This is a genomic window from Pseudomonas sp. Tul2A7 (assembly GCF_054790505.1).
Genome location: NZ_CP186499.1, coordinates 5,297,361 through 5,314,131, shown reverse-complemented (window position 1 = coordinate 5,314,131; position 16,771 = coordinate 5,297,361). Strand labels below are relative to the sequence as shown.

Below are 16,771 nucleotides of genomic sequence, written 5' to 3'. Positions count from 1 at the left end.
GTTCAACAAAACAACTTAAAAGTGCAAACAAACTTATATAAAGAGCGACTCTTTCGTAAGACTTTTCGACTAAAACAGCCGATGAACGGAAGAAGTCTGAACGGTGGCTGTATGGCTTACAGATAGACGAATCGCCGACCGTTTTTTCATGTTCCTTTGACAAAAACACGCATAACCTTAGTTACAACAGGTTGCCCCGAAAGGCCTGCAACCCTGCCGGCCGCGGACTGGAAAGTCAATCAGGTATTCCCCGACCGGTAACTCAACCCTTTGAAATTCCGTGTTTTTCAGACAATCGGCTGAAGGATGGCTGTCGCCCCGAGGTTCTTATGAGTCAAGCGTTTCTGCCGTTTTCCCGGCCGAGTATCGGCGATGAAGAAATAGCCGCGGTTGAACAAGTATTGCGTTCGGGCTGGATTACTACCGGCCCTAAAAGCCAGGTGCTGGAAGAGCAGTTCGCACACTATGTCGGTTGCAAACACGCCGTGGCACTTTCCTCGGCCACCGGTGGCATGCACATCACCTTGTTGGCTTTGGGCATCGGCCCGGGCGACGAAGTCATCACCCCGTCGCAGACCTGGGTGTCGACGGCCAACATGATCTCGCTGCTCGGCGCCAAACCTGTATTCGTCGATGTGGATCGCGACACCTTGATGACCGACGCCGCGCGCATCGAAGCGGCAATCACCCCACGCACCAAAGCAATCATCCCGGTGCATTACGCCGGCGCCGCGTTTGATCTCGATCCGCTGTACGCGCTGGCCGACCAGCACGGCATCGCCGTCATCGAAGACGCCGCCCACGCTGCTGGCTGCCGTTACAAGGGCCGCCACGTAGGCGCGCAGGGCACGGCGATTTTCTCCTTCCACGCGATCAAGAACATGACCTGTGCCGAAGGCGCGATGTTCGTCACCGACGACGAAGCCCTGGCCAGCCGTGTACGCATGCTCAAGTTCCATGGTCTGGGCGTTGACGCCTACGATCGCCTGACCGGTGGCCGCAAGCCGCAGGCACAAGTGATGGAGCCGGGGTTCAAATACAACCTCGCTGACATCAACGCCGCGATTGCCCTGGTGCAACTGCAGCGTCTGGACGCGATCAACGCCCGCCGCACGGAACTGGCCGCCGCCTACCGGCAAAAACTCGAAGGCTTGCCGGTGCAACCACTGGCCCTGCCCGCCTACGCACAAACCCACACCTGGCACCTGTTCATCCTGCGCATCGACAGCGAGCGCTGCGGCATGGACCGCGAAGCCTTCATGCAAGGTTTGCAGGACCAGGGCATCGGCACCGGCATCCATTTCATCGCCACCCACCTGCACACCTGGTATCGCCAGCGTGACCCCGACCTCTACCTGCCCGACACCGAGTGGAACTCGGCGCGGCTGTGCTCGATTCCGTTATTCCCCGACATGAGCGATCAAGACCTTGATCGCGTGGTCGCTGCCATTGCCACTCTTATGGACAAACGCCCGTGAAACCTTATCCGATCCGCTGTGTGTCGATCGTCATCCCGGTCTACAACGAACAGGACAGCCTGCCGGAACTGCTACGCCGCACCGAAGCGGCCTGCCGGATGCTGCGTCACGACTATGAAATCGTCTTGGTCGACGACGGCAGCCGTGACCAGTCCGCCCTGCTTCTTGAAGAAGCCGCGAGCCGCGAAGACAGCCCGTTCGTGGCGGTCATCCTCAACCGCAACTACGGCCAGCACGCGGCGATCATGGCCGGTTTCGAGCAATGCAAAGGCGATGTGGTCATCACCCTCGACGCCGACTTGCAGAACCCACCGGAAGAAATTCCCCGGCTCGTTGCTGAAGCGGAAAAGGGTTACGACGTCGTCGGCACCGTGCGCGGCAACCGTCAGGATTCGGCTCTGCGCCGCTATCCATCGAAACTGATCAACCTCGCCGTGCAACGCTCCACCGGTGTCGCCATGAGCGACTACGGCTGCATGCTTCGCGCCTACCGCCGGACGATCATCGACGCGATGCTCGCCTGCCGCGAACGCAGCACCTTCATTCCGATTCTGGCCAACAGCTTCGCCCGCCACACCACGGAAATCGTCGTCGCCCATGCCGAGCGCGAACACGGCGACTCGAAATACAGCCCGATGCGCTTGATCAATCTGATGTTCGACCTGATCACCTGCATGACCACCACACCGTTGCGCCTGCTGAGCATCGTCGGTTTCGCCATGGCTGGCCTCGGCGTGTTGTTTGCCGCTGCACTGATCGTGTTGCGTCTGGTGTTCGGTGCCGGCTGGGCCGGTGACGGCATGTTCGTGCTGTTCGCGGTGTTGTTCGTGTTCACCGGTGGCCAGTTCATCGGCATGGGCCTGCTCGGCGAATACCTGGGGCGCATGTACAGCGACGTGCGCGCCCGCCCGCGTTTCTTCGTGGAAAAAGTCTTGCGCGGCCAACCCGCCATGCTGCCGCGCGCCATCACCGTCGACGGTCTCTCCTCCTCCAATGATCAGGTTCTCTCATGAGCGCAAAAACGGTTGTCTTCGCTTATCACGATATCGGCTGCGCCGGCATTCAAACCCTGCTCGACAGCGGCTATGAGATTGCGGCGGTATTCACTCACGCCGATGACCCGAAAGAGAACGCGTTCTACGGATCGGTTGCGCAACTGTGCGCCGCCAAGGGCATCCCGGTGCACGCCCCGGAAGACGTCAATCACCCACTGTGGATCGAGCGGATTGCCAAGCTCAATCCGGACTACCTGTTCTCGTTCTACTACCGCCACCTGCTGAGCGAATCGTTGCTGGCCACCGCGAAAAAAGGCGCGTTCAATCTGCACGGTTCATTGCTGCCGAACTACCGTGGCCGCGCGCCGGCCAACTGGGTGCTGGTTAACGGTGAAACCGAAACCGGCGTGACCCTGCACCGCATGGTCAAACGTGCCGATGCCGGCGCCATCGTTGCCCAGCAGCGCGTGGCCATAGAGCGCAGCGACACCGCGCTGAGCCTGCACGGCAAATTGCGCGTGGCAGCCGTTGACCTGCTGCGCGACACCTTGCCAGCGATGCTGCAAGGCAAGATCAGCGAAACCGCGCAGGACGAATCGAAAGCCACTGTATTCGGTCGTCGCACCCCCGCGGACGGCAAACTGCTCTGGGCGAAACCTGCCGAGCAACTGTTCAATCTGGTGCGCGCCGTGACCCAGCCGTATCCGGGCGCTTTCTGCGCGGTTGGCGAGCACAAACTCATCGTCTGGAGCGCCGAAGTCGTTAAAGGCAACGACGGTCAGGCGCCGGGCCGGGTGATCAGCGTCGATCCGCTGCGCATTGCTTGCGGTGAAGATTCGCTGGTGATCCTCTCCGGTCAGCGCAACGACAACGGTCTGTTCCTCAGCGGCCCGCAACTGGCCAGTGAACTGGGGCTGGTCGACGGCTCGCTGTTGCGCGGGGCTGAATCCGGCCGTGCACCGCGCCGCACTCGCGTGCTGATCCTCGGTGTCAACGGTTTTATCGGCAATCACTTGTCCGAGCGTCTGCTGCGTGACGACCGCTACGAAGTCTATGGCCTGGACATCGGTTCCGACGCCATCGACCGTCTGCGCAGTCATCCGCACTTCCACTACGTCGAAGGCGATATCAGCATTCACTCCGAGTGGATCGAGTACCACATCAAGAAGTGCGACGTGGTCCTGCCGCTGGTGGCCATTGCCACACCGATCGAATACACCCGCAACCCGCTGCGCGTGTTCGAACTCGACTTCGAAGAAAACCTGAAACTGGTGCGCTACTGCGTCAAGTACAACAAGCGCGTGATCTTCCCGTCGACCTCGGAAGTCTATGGCATGTGCCAGGACAAGCACTTCGACGAAGACACCTCCAACCTGGTGGTCGGCCCGATCAACAAGCAGCGCTGGATCTACTCGGTGTCCAAGCAACTGCTGGATCGGGTGATCTGGGCGTACGGCGCCAAGGGTCTGAATTTCACCCTGTTCCGTCCTTTCAACTGGATGGGCCCGCGCCTCGACCGTCTGGATTCGGCGCGCATCGGCAGCTCCCGTGCAATCACCCAACTGATCCTCAACCTGGTCGAAGGCACGCCGATTCGCCTGTTCGACGGCGGCGAGCAAAAGCGCTGCTTCACTGACATCGCCGACGGTGTCGAGGCCCTGGCGCGGATCATCGATAACGACAACGACGTCTGCAACGGCCAGATCATCAACATCGGCAACCCGGACAACGAAGCCAGCATCCGTCAGTTGGGCGAAGAGTTGCTGCGTCAGTTCGAAGCGCATCCGCTGCGCAACAACTTCCCACCGTTCGCCGGTTTCCGCGACGTGGAAAGCAAGGCGTTCTACGGTGCCGGTTATCAGGATGTCGAGCATCGCAAGCCAAGCATCGCCAACGCCAAACGTCTGCTCGACTGGACGCCGACCGTGGAAATGCGCGAGACCATCGGCAACACGCTCGACTTCTTCTTGCGTGAAGCCATGCTCGAAATCGCGGACAAGCGTTGATGCAGGCCGGTCTACGCATCGACGTCGACACCTTTCGCGGCACCCGTGAAGGTGTGCCGCGCTTGCTGGAAATGCTCGACGAAGCGCAGATCAAGGCGACGTTCTTCTTCAGTGTCGGCCCCGACAACATGGGCCGGCATCTGTGGCGCCTGATCCGCCCGCAGTTCCTCTGGAAAATGCTCCGCTCCAATGCGGCCGGCCTGTACGGCTGGGACATTCTGCTGGCCGGCACCGCGTGGCCGGGCAAACCGATTGGCCGCGAACTCGGGCACCTGATGCGTCAGGCCCGCGATGCCGGTCATGAAGTGGGCCTGCATGCGTGGGATCACCACGGCTGGCAGGCCAATGCCGGACGCTGGAGCAACGCGCAACTGATCGAGCAGATCCGTCAGGGCGTCGACACCTTGAGCGACATTCTCGGCGAAAAAGTCGAGTGTTCCGCCGCAGCCGGTTGGCGTGCCGACGAGCGCGTGATCGAGGCCAAGCAAGCCTTCGGCTTTCGCTACAACAGCGATTGCCGAGGTACGCGGCTGTTTCGCCCGCTGCTGGCCGACGGTACGCCGGGTACGCCACAGATTCCGGTGGACCTGCCGACCTTCGACGAAATCGTTGGCCCCATCGTCGCAGCGCGGGACTTCAACGGTTTCATCCTTGACCACTTCCGCCCGCAACAGCTCAACGTCTACACCATTCATGCCGAAGTCGAAGGGATTCTGATGGCGGAGGCCTTTCGTCAATTGCTGGCCGATGCACGCCAGCGAAATATCGATTTCAAACCGCTGGGCGACTTGTTGCCCGCGTTCTTCAACACCTTGCCCGTGGGTCGCGTACAACGTGGCGCCCTCGACGGCCGTGAAGGCTGGCTGGGAGTGCAAGGCGCATGATCAAACGCTGGACGCTGCCACTGCTGTTGCTGGGCATTTGTCTGCTGGCCTATCTGCTGCCGCTGGGCACGCACGGTTTGTGGATTCCTGATGAGACCCGTTACGCGCAGATCAGTCAGGACATGCTGCTGAGTGGCAACTGGGTGTCGCCGCACTTCATGAGCCTGCGCTATTTCGAGAAGCCGATTGCCGGTTACTGGATGATCGCGCTGGGTCAGCAACTGTTCGGGCAGAACCTGTTCGGTGTGCGCTTTGTGTCGGCGCTGAGCACCGGCCTGAGCGTGCTGCTGTGCTATCTGCTCGCCCGACGTTTATGGAACGAGCCGCGCAAAAGCTTCGTCTGCGCCCTGCTCTACATGAGTTTCACGATTGTTGCCGGTCAGGCTGGGTACGCCAACCTCGATCCGCAGTTCACTTTTTGGGTCAACCTGAGTCTGCTGGCGCTGTGGTTTGCCTTCGACAGCCACACCAGCGGCAAGCGCATGGCGGCCTGGGCGTTATTGGGGCTGGCGTGTGGCATGGGCTTCATGACCAAGGGATTTCTCGCCTGGCTGCTGCCGGTGTTGATCGCCCTGCCGTGGCTGCTCTGGCAAAAACGCTGGCGTGAACTGCTGATGTTTGGCCCCGTGGCGATTGCCGTGGCGATCCTCATCAGCCTGCCGTGGGTGCTCTCGGTGCATGCGCAGGAGCCGGACTACTGGCGGTTCTTCTTCTGGCATGAGCACATTCGCCGCTTTGCCGGGGATGACGCGCAACACGATGCGCCGTGGTGGTTCTATCTGCCATTGCTGGTGGCGTTCAGTTTGCCGTGGGCGGGATTGTTGCCGACGGCGTTCAAGCAAGCCTGGCAAAGCCGCACTCAGCCCAAAATCGTGTTCCTGCTGCTGTGGCTGCTGATGCCGCTGCTGTTTTTCAGCCTGAGCAACGGCAAATTGCCGACTTACATCCTGCCGTGCCTGCTGCCGCTGGCGTTGTTGCTGGGCAATGCGCTGGCCGACCGCTTGCGTCTGGAGCAAGGTCGGGCGCTGAGCATCAATGGGTTGCTGAATCTGTTGCTGGGCGTCGTCACGCTGATCGCGCTGGTGTATCTGCAACTGACCAAACCGGTGTACGACCACGAACTGCACAGTCTGGTGCTGGTGTTTATCGCGCTGATCGGCTGGATCATCGCCAACCTGCTGCAAGCCTTGCTGCCGCTGCAATGCTGGGCAGCACCGGCACTCGGCAGCCTGTTGCTGATCGCGGTGTTGCCGGCGGCGCTGCCGAAATCGGTGGTCGCCAACAAGATGCCGGACCAGTTCATCAAGCATCACGTCACGGAGCTAGCGCAGACCGAGCATTTGCTGAGCAACGACCTGGGCGCTGCTTCAGCACTGGCCTGGCGCCTGAAAACGCCGCAAGTGGCGTTGTACAACACGATAGGCGAATTGAAATATGGCCTTGCCTATCCTGACGGCATTCAACAGCGGGTCGATCCCGATCACGTGCAACAGTGGATGCGCGAGGCACGCCGCAGCGGTGCGGTCGGCGTGGTGATGCGCGTCAAGGGGCAGGACGAACTGGACGAAATCGACAGATTGCCAAAGGACGGTGTCCGTTACGAGCAGGGCAACCTGGTGATCATGATCTTGCCCAAGGAGGCGTCATGAGCCTGTTGCTGCTGTTGGCCGCGTGCCTGCTGACCTGCCTCGGCCAGATCGCGCAGAAGTACGCCGTGGAGAGCTGGCGCGGGAGCGATTCTTCGCTGACCGGCAAACTGCGCTCGCCGTGGTTATGGCTGGCCCTGTTCGCCCTCGGTTGCGGTCTGTTGGTCTGGTTGCTGGTGCTGCAGCGGCTGGAAGTCGGCGTCGCTTATCCGATGCTCAGCCTCAACTTTGTCCTGATCACCCTGATCGCGCGCTTCGTCTTCCGCGAACCCATCGACCGCCAGCATTGGCTTGGCGTGGCGTTGGTGATCGGCGGCGTGGTTTTGTTGGGGCAACAATCATGAACCCGCGCCGTGGCATCACCTTCGCGTTGGGCAGCGTGTTTCTCGTCAGCGCTGCGCAACTGGGCATGCGCTGGAGCATGACCCGCCTGCCCGTGCCGGAACAATGGCTGCACATCGACAGCCTTGATTGGCGCGCCTTGACCGTGGTCATCGCGGCGATTTTCGCCTACGCGCTGTCGATGCTCTGCTGGCTCGCGGCTCTACGCGATCTGCCGCTGGGCCGCGCTTATTCGCTGCTGAGCATCAGCTATGCGCTGGTGTATCTGCTGGCGGCCAGTCTGCCGCTGTTCAACGAATCCTTCAGTTTCACTCAATCACTGGGCGTGGCGCTGGTCATGCTCGGGGTCATCACCATCAACACTCGTCCGGCTCGTGCGCCCGCATTCAGGAGTGCTCCATGAAAATCACAGTGTTTGGCAGCGGTTACGTCGGTCTGGTGCAAGCGGCTGTGTTGGCCGAAGTCGGCCATGATGTCGTGTGCATGGACGTCGATCAGAAGAAAGTCGAGCTGTTGCGCCAGGGTCACGTGAGCATTTTCGAACCGGGGCTGGCCAGCCTGGTGCGCGAAGGTCTGGACTCGAAACGCCTGCAATTCACCACCGATGAAAAGCTCGCCGTGCAGCACGCGCGGGTGGCGTTTATTGCCGTGGGTACGCCGTCGCGTGAGGACGGTTCGGCCGATCTGCGCTACGTGCTTTCCGTGGGCGACGCGATTGCCCGCCATCGTGAACAGCCGTTGATCATCGTCGAGAAATCCACGGTGCCGGTGGGCACGGGCGACACCCTGCGCACGCACATTGAAAAAGCCTTGATCAAGGTCGGTCGCCTGCTGCAGTTCGATATCGTCTCCAACCCGGAATTTCTTAAGGAAGGCTCGGCGGTTGCCGACTGCCGCCGTCCGGACCGTATCGTTATCGGTTGCGAAGGCGATGACGTACGCGATGTGATGCGTGATCTGTACTCGCCGTTCAACCGCAACCACGACCGCATCATGTTCATGGACCTGCGCAGCGCCGAGCTGACCAAATACGCCGCCAACTGCATGCTGGCGACCAAGATCAGCTTCATCAACCAGATCGCCGAACTCGCCGAACACCTGGGCGCCGACATCGAATCGGTACGCCAGGGCATCGGTGCCGACAGCCGCATCGGTTACCACTTCATCTACCCCGGCTGCGGCTATGGCGGGTCGTGCTTCCCGAAAGACATGCGCGCGCTGATCCACAGCGCCGAAGAAGCGCATTGCTCCAGCGACTTGCTGCAAGCGGTCGAGGCGATCAACCAACGGCAGAAACACAAGTTGTTCGAGCGTATCAACGCGTTCTACCGCGGTGATCTGCGTGGCAAGACCTTTGCTCTGTGGGGCCTGGCGTTCAAACCCAACACCGATGACATGCGCGACGCGCCGAGCCGCGTGTTGCTGGAAGAACTGTGGGCCGCCGGTGCCAGCGTGCGCGCCTTCGACCCGGAAGCCATGCAGGAAACCCAGAACCTCTACCCGGACGAGTCGAAGCTGATGCTGATGGGCACGCCGGAATCGGTCTTGCCCGGCGCCGATGCGCTGATCATCTGCACCGAATGGCAGCAATTCAAGGCACCGGATTTCGACCTGATCAAGCAGCGCCTCAACACCCCGGTGATCTTCGACGGCCGCAACCTGTACGACGCCGAGCGTCTGGCGCGCAACGGTTTCCATTACTTCCCGATGGGTCGTGGCGAGTCGCGCAAATTGCCGATCCCGCTGCAACAGTGGCCGAACGCGTCCGACGTGGCTTGATGCCGCCGTCACTCTGTACACCGCTCCCCTTGTAGGAGCTGCCGAAGGCTGCGATCGTTTGATCTTGTTTTTTACAATCCAGATCAAAAGATCGCAGCCTTCGGCAGCTCCTACATGAATATGATCCTTCGCCTCGCAAGGCCCACTGACGCAGTGGCCCTCCCTGCCATCGAACGCTCGGCTGCCGAGCTGTTTCGTCTTGACCCGCAATTGGCCTGGCTGGCGGACGCCGAGGTGGCGGATGTTGCGCAACATTTGCGGGCTACCGAGGAGGCGTATGTATGGGTCGCCGAAAGTACCGAACTGGCAGGATTTCTCCGCGCAGTCGAAATCGACCAGCACCTGCACATCGAAGAGTTGTCCGTCAGTCAGGTCTTTCAGGGCCAGGGCATCGGTCGACGGTTGGTTTCGGCGGCGATTGAACAAGCGCGCGCGTTGCGGTTGAACGCAGTGACACTGACCACGTTTCGCGACCTGCCGTGGAATGCGCCGTTCTATCAGCGCATGGGGTTTATCGAGTTGACGCCTGCACCCACAATTGGCTATTTGCACGACACACTGCTGGTTGAAATCGCCCTCGGTTTTCCAGCAGAGCGACGCTGCGCCATGGCCCTGCACCTCTCCTGAAATCACTACGAATCCCCTGTAGGAGTGAGCCTGCTCGCGATAGCGGAGTGTCAGTCAATATTTGTATATCTGACGGGACGCTATCGCGAGCAGGCTCACTCCTACAGGGGATAGTATTGTGGCAGCTTGACCGGTGCTGACTGGCCGGTGAGGATGACGCACGCCCGCCAAGCATTTGAAATAAGGACATTGCCCCTCCGTGGCCACCTACTCGCGCCTCATCCGCCGGTTGATGATCAGCTCGCTGACCGTCGTCATCAGCCGCGCCCTGATCAGCCCGCTGCTGACGCTGTTCCTCAGCAACAAGCTCGGCCTCAACCCGCAGGACGTCGGTCTGCTGCTGGGCATTGCGGTGTTCAGCGCCACGTTGTTGTCGCTGTACGGCGGCTACATCATCGATCGGCTCGACAAGCGCCGGTTGCTGATCCTGACGATGCTCTCCAGTGGTATCGGTCTGATCCTGCTGACCTTCGCGCAGAATCTGTATCTGGTCACGCTGGTGCTGATCATCAGCGAAACGGCGTCGGCGCTGTTCCTGATCTGCTCCAAAGCCATCCTCAGTGAAAACCTTCCAGTGGGTCAGCGGGTCAAGGCGTTTTCCCTTAATTACACGCTGACCAACATCGGTTACGCCGTCGGCCCGATGATCGGTGTGGTGATCGCTGGGGTTCAGCCGTCAGCGCCGTTTATCGTCGCGGGGGTGATTGCCATCGGCAGCCTCTTTCTGCTGCTCGGTGCCGGGCGCGAAGTGAATCCGGTCGCCGCGGTCGCTCAGCCACAAAGTTTTCTGAAAACCCTGATCATCCTGAAAAACGACCGCACGATGATCCTGTTTACCCTGGGCTGTCTGCTCAGCACGCTGGTGCACGGGCGTTTCACCCTGTACCTGTCGCAATACCTGCTGGTCACCCACACCCAGCAACAGACGCTGGACACCATGGCCGCCCTGCTCGCCTGCAACGCAATCACGGTGATTGTGTTGCAGTACCAGATCGGTCGTTTACTGACCCGCGAACACCTGCGCCAGTGGATTGCCGGCGGCACCGCGTTGTTCATCATTGGCCTGATCGGCTTCAGTCTGGCTGACAGCCTGGTTGGCTGGTGCGTGGCGATGTTCATCTTCACCTTGGGCGAGATGATCATCTATCCGGCAGACTTCCTGTTTGTCGACACCCTCGCGCCTGAAGAACTGCGCGGCAGCTATTACGGCGCGCAGAACCTGGCAGCGCTGGGCGGTGCGGCGAGTCCAGTCATGTGCGGGTTTCTGCTGATGCATACGTCGGCGCCGAGCATGTTCTATGCCTTGAGCGCACTGGCAGCCGTGGGTGGCTATTTGTGCTTCGTCAGTGGCCGTCGAGTCGCTTCAATTCAAAAATAATGCACTAAAGCTGCATTAATATGAATTTGTCAGCATCGAGATTGATCGGCAAACTGTGCACGTTCCTCCCCCAATGTTGGAACGCTTCGAGGGCTTTCCGGATATGCCGGACAAGTCCTTTTTTTTGCCTCGAATTTGCTGCAAGGATTGGATTCACATGCTCGCTCGCTGGTTGCCCGCCGCCATCAACACCCGCCCGACCGAATGGAGCCGCGCCGCCATCGGCATGGCCCTGGGCACTTTGTTCAGTGTGTGGTTGTGCGCGCAAGTATTTGGCCATGACGTCGCCTATCACCTGATCGGGCCGCTGGGCGCATCGGCAGTGTTGCTGTTTGCCGTGTCATCCGGCGCCCTCGCCCAACCGTGGTCGATTCTCGGTGGCTATTTGTGTGCCGGCGTCGTCGCGTTGCTGGTCGCCCATGTGCTCGGCCGAACTTTGGGCAGCGCCTGTCTGGCGGCGGGCATGGCGTTGATTCTGATGTGCTGGCTGCGTTGTCTGCATCCGCCGGCCGGGGCGTTGGCACTGACGCTGGTGCTGGCCGATCCTGCGACCATCGCGATGGACTGGAAAGCCATGGAACCGGTGATGCTCGGTGCGGCGTGCATGCTGCTCAGTGCCCTCGCCTACAACAACCTCACGCGCATTCGCTATCCAAAACGTCCCGCCGAACCGGCGCCCGTTGTTGCCCCGGTCGACAGCCAGGCGATTACTGCTGAAGACCTGAAACTGGCGCTGGCCGACATGGAGGCGTTCATCGACATTACGCCTGAAGATCTTGAGCAACTGATTCAAGCCAGTGAACTGCATGCCAAACGGCGCAGTATCGGTCAGGTTTTCCGCTAACCTCGTCATTACGCTGAACCCGCATCTGACGCCTATCCCGTGTAGGAGCTGCATTCCATCGCCTGATGTAAAAACGCAGACAGCCCCTGCACATATCCCCGTTGTACACGGCAAATTTGCACTGTTACGATCCGGTAACGCTCGCGCGCGAGCTTCTCGAATAAAGACAATAAAAGCAGGGAGTTACTGATGACAGCTCAGGCTTCATCCCCGCGGACCCAGTCCATGGATGCCACGCAAAACGAAGTGCTGGCCGAGGTACGCAATCACATCGGTCACCTGACCCTCAACCGCCCCGCCGGTCTCAACGCCATCACCGTCGACATGGTGCGTTTGCTGCAACAGCAACTCGACGCCTGGGCGACTGACGCCAATGTTCACGCCGTAGTCCTGCGCGGTGCCGGTGAAAAAGCCTTCTGTGCCGGCGGCGACATTCGTTCGCTGTACGACAGCTTCAAAAGCGGCGACACGCTGCACGAAGATTTCTTTGTCGAGGAATACGCCCTCGACCTGACGATTCATCACTACCGCAAACCCGTGCTGGCGCTGATGGACGGTTTCGTCCTCGGCGGCGGCATGGGCCTGGTGCAAGGCGCCGATCTGCGCGTGGTCACCGAGAAGAGCCGTCTGGCGATGCCGGAAGTGGCCATCGGTTATTTCCCGGATGTCGGTGGCAGTTATTTCCTGCCGCGCATTCCCGGTGAGCTGGGGATTTATCTGGGGGTCAGCGGCGTGCAGATTCGTGCGGCCGATGCGCTGTATTGCGGCCTCGCCGACTGGTACCTGGACAGCAGCAAACTGGCGCTGCTCGACGAAAAACTCGATCAGATGGAATGGCAGGACACGCCACTCAAGGCCCTGCAAAACCTGCTGGCCAAGCACGCCGTGCAAACCTTGCCCGATGCGCCGCTCGAAGCCTTGCGCCCGGCCATCGATCACTTTTTTGCTCTACCGGATGTGCCGAGCATGGTTGAGCAATTGCGCGCGGTAACCGTCGCCGACAGCCACGAATGGGCGACCACCACGGCTGATCTGCTGGAAACCCGCTCGCCGCTGGCAATGGCCGTTACCCTGGAAATGCTGCGTCGCGGCCGCCACTTGAGTCTGGAACATTGCTTTGCGCTGGAGCTGCATCTGGATCGCCAGTGGTTCGCCCGCGGCGACCTGATCGAAGGCGTACGCGCCCTGCTGATCGATAAAGACAAGACACCTCGCTGGAACCCGCCGACGCTTGCTGCACTGGACGCTGCGCATGTCGCGAGTTTCTTCCACGGATTTGCTGAGAGCGGGAGCTGAGCCATGCACGATCTCGAACTGACTGAAGAACAAGTGATGATCCGCGACATGGCCCGGGACTTTGCCCGTGGCGAAATCGCGCCGCACGCGCAGGCCTGGGAAAAGGCTGGCTGGATCGACGATGCACTCGTCGCGAAGATGGGTGAGTTGGGTTTGCTCGGCATGGTCGTTCCCGAGGAATGGGGTGGCACCTACGTCGATTACGTCGCTTATGCCCTGGCCGTGGAAGAGATTTCCGCCGGTGACGGCGCGACCGGCGCGTTCATGAGCATCCACAACTCGGTGGGCTGCGGGCCGGTGCTAAATTACGGCAGCGAAGCGCAGAAACAGACCTGGCTGGCGGATCTGGCCAGTGGGCAAACCATCGGCTGTTTCTGCCTGACCGAACCGCAGGCCGGTTCCGAAGCGCACAACCTGCGCACCCGTGCCGAACTGCGTGACGGCCAATGGGTGATCAACGGCGCCAAGCAATTTGTCAGCAACGGCAAACGGGCGAAACTGGCGATCGTGTTTGCGGTGACTGATCCGGATCTGGGCAAGAAAGGGATTTCGGCGTTTCTGGTGCCGACCGATACGCCAGGATTCATCGTTGATCGCACCGAGCACAAGATGGGCATTCGCGCCTCCGACACCTGTGCCGTGACACTAAATAACTGCAGCATTCCCGAGGCCAATCTGCTTGGCGAGCGTGGTAAAGGTCTGGCAATTGCACTGTCCAACCTTGAAGGCGGACGCATTGGCATCGCCGCTCAGGCGCTGGGTATTGCTCGGGCTGCGTTTGAAGCGGCGCTGGTGTATTCGCGTGATCGTATCCAGTTCGGCAAACCGATCAATGAACACCAGAGCATCGCCAACCTGCTGGCGGACATGCACATGCAGATCAACGCGGCGCGGCTGATGATCCTGCATGCGGCGCGTCTGCGGACGGCGGGCAAACCGTGTTTGTCCGAAGCCTCACAGGCCAAACTGTTTGCGTCAGAAATGGCCGAGAAGGTCTGCTCGTCGGCGATTCAGATTCATGGCGGGTATGGGTATCTGGAAGATTATCCGGTCGAGAAGTATTACCGCGATGCGCGGATTACCCAGATATATGAAGGCTCGAGCGAGATTCAGCGGATGGTGATTGCGCGGGAGTTGAAGAACTATCAGTTGTGATGGTGTTGGCCCCTTTCCCTCACCCCAGCCCTCTCCCAGAGGGAGAGGGAGCCGACCGAGATGTCTGGCGTCATACATCGACCTGAAAGACCGAGGCGATTATAGATTGGGTAAACCAGGTCGATCAGGGATTCAGTAAAGTTCTTTCAGGTCGGCGCAGATCATCAATATCCCCCAATCAGTCCCCTCTCCCTCCGGGAGAGGGTTAGGGTGAGGGGCTTTTGATTTTGATGTACATCAAGCCGTAAAAGCTTCGCGAGCAGGCTCGCTCCCACAGAGATCTCCAGCGAACACAGATTGGGTGAACGCCGAGAACCTCATGTGGGAGCGAGCCTGCTCGCGAAGACGCCCTTGCAGACGCTGTATTACTTGCCTTTGAAGTCGGCCTCACGCTTGGCAATAAACGCCGCCATCCCTTCCTTCTGATCCTGCGTGGCAAACGCCGCATGGAACACCCGACGCTCGAAACGCACGCCTTCCGTCAGGTTCACTTCAAAGGCACGATTGACGCTCTCTTTGATCATCATCGCAATCGGCAGCGACTTGCTGGCAATCACGGCAGCAACCTTCAACGCTTCATCGAGCAACTCATCACTCGGCACGATCCGCGCAACGATGCCGCAACGCTCGGCCTCAACCGCATCGATCAAGCGCCCGCTCAGGCACATCTCCATGGCTTTCGCTTTGCCGACGGCACGCGTCAGGCGCTGGGTGCCGCCCATGCCCGGCAACACGCCAAGGTTGATTTCCGGTTGACCGAATTTGGCGTTGTCGCCAGCCAGAATAAAGTCGCACATCAACGCCAGTTCACAACCACCGCCGAGGGCGAAACCGTTGACGGCGGCAATGATCGGTTTACGCCGGTTGGCCACGCGATCGCTGTCACTGAACAAGTCGTCCATGTAGATCTGCGGGTAGGTCAGTTCGGCCATTTCCTTGATGTCGGCGCCGGCGGCGAAGGCCTTTTTTGAACCGGTGAGGACGATGCAACCAATGTTCGCATCCGCCTCCAACGCATCGAGGGCCTGGTTCACTTCGCTGACCAGTTGCGCGTTCAGGGCATTCAGCGCCTGCGGGCGGTTGAGGGTGATCAGGCCAACGCGGCCGTGGGTTTCGAGCAGAATGGTTTCGTACGTCATGAATAAAAATTCCTTCTTAAAGATTGCGCGAAATGACCATGCGCTGAATATCGCTGGTGCCTTCGTAGATCTGGCAGACGCGCACGTCGCGGTAGATGCGCTCCAGCGGGAAGTCGTTGAGGTAACCGTAACCACCGAGCGTTTGCAATGCCATCGAACAGACCTTCTCGGCAATCTCCGAGGCGAACAGTTTGGCCATCGACGCCTCAACCAGTGCCGGTTGACCGCTGTCGCGCAGAGCAGCGGCGTAATGCACCATCTGCCGGGCGACGGCGATCTGCGTGGCCATGTCAGCCAAGCGGAAAGCCACGGCTTGATGCTCGATGATCGGTTTGCCGAAGGTGTCGCGCTCACGGGCGTAATCACGCGCCGCTTCGAATGCGGCGCGGGCCATGCCTACCGATTGCGACGCGATACCGACGCGGCCACCTTCAAGGTTGGCCAGGGCGATTTTGTAGCCTTCGCCCTCTTCACCCAAACGGTTAGCCACCGGCACTTTGACGTCTTCGAAGAGAATCTGGCAGGTGTCGGAAGCATGCTGGCCAAGCTTGTCTTCGACGCGAGCGACTTTGTAGCCCGGCGAATCGGTCGGCACGATAAACGCCGTGATGCCGCGCTTGCCAGCGCTCGGATCGGTCACCGCAAACACAATCACGATCCCGGCGTTTTGCCCGGAGGTGATGAACTGTTTGCAGCCGTTCAGCACGTAGTGATCGCCGTCCAGCCGTGCACGGGTTTTCAGGCTGCTGGCGTCGGAGCCGGCCTGCGGTTCGGTCAATGCGAAGGCGCCGAGCATGTCGCCGCTGGCCAATGGTTTGAGAAAACGTTCACGTTGATCATCGTTGCCGAACTTGAGGATCGGCACGCAGCCGACCGAGTTGTGCACGCTCATGATCGTCGAGCAGGCACCATCGCCGGCGGCGATTTCTTCCAGGGCCATGGCGTAGGCCAGATAACCGGTGTCGCAACCGCCCCACTGCTCCGGCACGAGCATGCCGAAGAAGCCCAGCTCAGCCATTTGGCCGATGGCTTCCTTGGGGAAACGGTGCTCGCGATCCCACTCGGCGGCGAACGGTTTCAAGCGTTCCTCGGCAAACTGCCGGGCCATGTCGCGGATCTGGGTTTGGTCTTCGTTGGGAATCATGGTGAATCCTTAAATCCGGGTTACCACACAGAACCCCTGTGGGAGCGAGCCTGCTCGC

15 protein-coding genes are annotated in these 16,771 nt (G+C 60.2%); 13 read left to right on the top strand and 2 right to left on the bottom strand.

The annotated features are described in order from the left end of the window. Positions 1 to 329 precede the first annotated feature (329 nt). The 13 genes from arnB to ACOYXJ_RS23705 all read left to right on the top strand — a co-directional run bounded on the left by arnB (position 330) and on the right by ACOYXJ_RS23705 (position 14,430). Positions 330 to 1,478 (top strand): UDP-4-amino-4-deoxy-L-arabinose aminotransferase, encoded by a 1,149-nt coding sequence (arnB, locus tag ACOYXJ_RS23765; protein ID WP_460371795.1) that lies wholly within the window; start codon positions 330 to 332, stop codon positions 1,476 to 1,478. Beyond that, positions 1,475 to 2,491, top strand: coding sequence for an undecaprenyl-phosphate 4-deoxy-4-formamido-L-arabinose transferase (arnC, locus tag ACOYXJ_RS23760; protein WP_460371793.1), 1,017 nt, complete (start codon positions 1,475 to 1,477; stop codon positions 2,489 to 2,491). Before arnB ends, arnC begins: the two co-directional genes overlap by 4 nt. Beyond that, positions 2,488 to 4,479 (top strand): bifunctional UDP-4-amino-4-deoxy-L-arabinose formyltransferase/UDP-glucuronic acid oxidase ArnA, encoded by a 1,992-nt coding sequence (arnA, locus tag ACOYXJ_RS23755; protein WP_460371791.1) that lies wholly within the window; start codon positions 2,488 to 2,490, stop codon positions 4,477 to 4,479. The genes arnC and arnA overlap by 4 nt, the downstream gene beginning before the upstream one ends. Further along, positions 4,479 to 5,363 carry a 4-deoxy-4-formamido-L-arabinose-phosphoundecaprenol deformylase gene (gene arnD, locus ACOYXJ_RS23750; protein ID WP_150792695.1) on the top strand — a complete coding sequence of 295 codons (885 nt, stop codon included), beginning with the start codon at positions 4,479 to 4,481 and terminating at the stop codon, positions 5,361 to 5,363. The genes arnA and arnD overlap by 1 nt, the downstream gene beginning before the upstream one ends. Further along, complete coding sequence (gene arnT, locus ACOYXJ_RS23745) at positions 5,360 to 7,012, top strand: lipid IV(A) 4-amino-4-deoxy-L-arabinosyltransferase (protein WP_460371789.1); 1,653 nt, start codon at positions 5,360 to 5,362, stop codon at positions 7,010 to 7,012. Before arnD ends, arnT begins: the two co-directional genes overlap by 4 nt. Continuing rightward, complete coding sequence (gene arnE, locus ACOYXJ_RS23740; protein ID WP_150792693.1) at positions 7,009 to 7,353, top strand: 4-amino-4-deoxy-L-arabinose-phosphoundecaprenol flippase subunit ArnE; 345 nt, start codon at positions 7,009 to 7,011, stop codon at positions 7,351 to 7,353. Before arnT ends, arnE begins: the two co-directional genes overlap by 4 nt. Then, positions 7,350 to 7,754, top strand: coding sequence for a 4-amino-4-deoxy-L-arabinose-phosphoundecaprenol flippase subunit ArnF (gene arnF / locus ACOYXJ_RS23735; protein WP_460371787.1), 405 nt, complete (start codon positions 7,350 to 7,352; stop codon positions 7,752 to 7,754). The genes arnE and arnF overlap by 4 nt, the downstream gene beginning before the upstream one ends. Beyond that, entirely contained in the window at positions 7,751 to 9,130 is a 1,380-nt protein-coding gene (locus ACOYXJ_RS23730; protein ID WP_460371785.1) for a UDP-glucose dehydrogenase family protein, read from the top strand. The genes arnF and ACOYXJ_RS23730 overlap by 4 nt, the downstream gene beginning before the upstream one ends. Positions 9,131 to 9,244: 114 nt before the next feature. Next, the gene (locus ACOYXJ_RS23725) at positions 9,245 to 9,757 is read left to right on the top strand and encodes a GNAT family N-acetyltransferase (RefSeq protein ID WP_460371783.1); all 513 of its coding nucleotides are present in this window, start codon (positions 9,245 to 9,247) and stop codon (positions 9,755 to 9,757) included. Between the two features lie 199 nt (positions 9,758 to 9,956). Further along, positions 9,957 to 11,135, top strand: coding sequence for an MFS transporter (locus ACOYXJ_RS23720; RefSeq protein ID WP_460371781.1), 1,179 nt, complete (start codon positions 9,957 to 9,959; stop codon positions 11,133 to 11,135). A gap of 157 nt (positions 11,136 to 11,292) precedes the next feature. Continuing rightward, positions 11,293 to 11,979: an HPP family protein gene (locus ACOYXJ_RS23715; RefSeq protein WP_460371779.1), complete on the top strand. Its 687-nt coding sequence runs from the start codon at positions 11,293 to 11,295 to the stop codon at positions 11,977 to 11,979. Between the two features lie 189 nt (positions 11,980 to 12,168). Beyond that, on the top strand, positions 12,169 to 13,275 hold the full coding sequence (locus tag ACOYXJ_RS23710) for an enoyl-CoA hydratase/isomerase family protein (protein ID WP_460371777.1): 1,107 nt from the start codon (positions 12,169 to 12,171) through the stop codon (positions 13,273 to 13,275). A gap of 3 nt (positions 13,276 to 13,278) precedes the next feature. Then, positions 13,279 to 14,430 carry an acyl-CoA dehydrogenase family protein gene (locus ACOYXJ_RS23705; protein WP_123586293.1) on the top strand — a complete coding sequence of 384 codons (1,152 nt, stop codon included), beginning with the start codon at positions 13,279 to 13,281 and terminating at the stop codon, positions 14,428 to 14,430. Positions 14,431 to 14,795: 365 nt separating this feature from the next. On the opposite strand, the gene ACOYXJ_RS23700 is transcribed toward ACOYXJ_RS23705, so the two are convergent. Further along, the gene (locus tag ACOYXJ_RS23700) at positions 14,796 to 15,569 is read right to left on the bottom strand and encodes an enoyl-CoA hydratase (RefSeq protein WP_007918876.1); all 774 of its coding nucleotides are present in this window, start codon (positions 15,567 to 15,569) and stop codon (positions 14,796 to 14,798) included. A 16-nt stretch (positions 15,570 to 15,585) separates the two neighbouring features. Then, on the bottom strand, positions 15,586 to 16,713 hold the full coding sequence (locus ACOYXJ_RS23695; RefSeq protein ID WP_460371774.1) for an acyl-CoA dehydrogenase: 1,128 nt from the start codon (positions 16,711 to 16,713) through the stop codon (positions 15,586 to 15,588). Positions 16,714 to 16,771: the final 58 nt, after the last annotated feature.

What these genes read in the sequence shown, in the direction of transcription:
- ACOYXJ_RS23695 (WP_460371774.1), bottom strand. Translation starts at nt 16,713, where the DNA reads ATGATTCCCAACGAAGACCAAACCCAGATCCGCGACATGGCCCGGCAG.
- ACOYXJ_RS23705 (WP_123586293.1), top strand. Translation starts at nt 13,279, where the DNA reads ATGCACGATCTCGAACTGACTGAAGAACAAGTGATGATCCGCGACATG.
- arnD (WP_150792695.1), top strand. Translation starts at nt 4,479, where the DNA reads ATGCAGGCCGGTCTACGCATCGACGTCGACACCTTTCGCGGCACCCGT.
- ACOYXJ_RS23710 (WP_460371777.1), top strand. Translation starts at nt 12,169, where the DNA reads ATGACAGCTCAGGCTTCATCCCCGCGGACCCAGTCCATGGATGCCACG.
- ACOYXJ_RS23730 (WP_460371785.1), top strand. Translation starts at nt 7,751, where the DNA reads ATGAAAATCACAGTGTTTGGCAGCGGTTACGTCGGTCTGGTGCAAGCG.
- arnA (WP_460371791.1), top strand. Translation starts at nt 2,488, where the DNA reads ATGAGCGCAAAAACGGTTGTCTTCGCTTATCACGATATCGGCTGCGCC.
- arnE (WP_150792693.1), top strand. Translation starts at nt 7,009, where the DNA reads ATGAGCCTGTTGCTGCTGTTGGCCGCGTGCCTGCTGACCTGCCTCGGC.
- ACOYXJ_RS23725 (WP_460371783.1), top strand. Translation starts at nt 9,245, where the DNA reads ATGAATATGATCCTTCGCCTCGCAAGGCCCACTGACGCAGTGGCCCTC.
- arnB (WP_460371795.1), top strand. Translation starts at nt 330, where the DNA reads ATGAGTCAAGCGTTTCTGCCGTTTTCCCGGCCGAGTATCGGCGATGAA.
- arnT (WP_460371789.1), top strand. Translation starts at nt 5,360, where the DNA reads ATGATCAAACGCTGGACGCTGCCACTGCTGTTGCTGGGCATTTGTCTG.
- ACOYXJ_RS23700 (WP_007918876.1), bottom strand. Translation starts at nt 15,569, where the DNA reads ATGACGTACGAAACCATTCTGCTCGAAACCCACGGCCGCGTTGGCCTG.
- arnF (WP_460371787.1), top strand. Translation starts at nt 7,350, where the DNA reads ATGAACCCGCGCCGTGGCATCACCTTCGCGTTGGGCAGCGTGTTTCTC.
- ACOYXJ_RS23715 (WP_460371779.1), top strand. Translation starts at nt 11,293, where the DNA reads ATGCTCGCTCGCTGGTTGCCCGCCGCCATCAACACCCGCCCGACCGAA.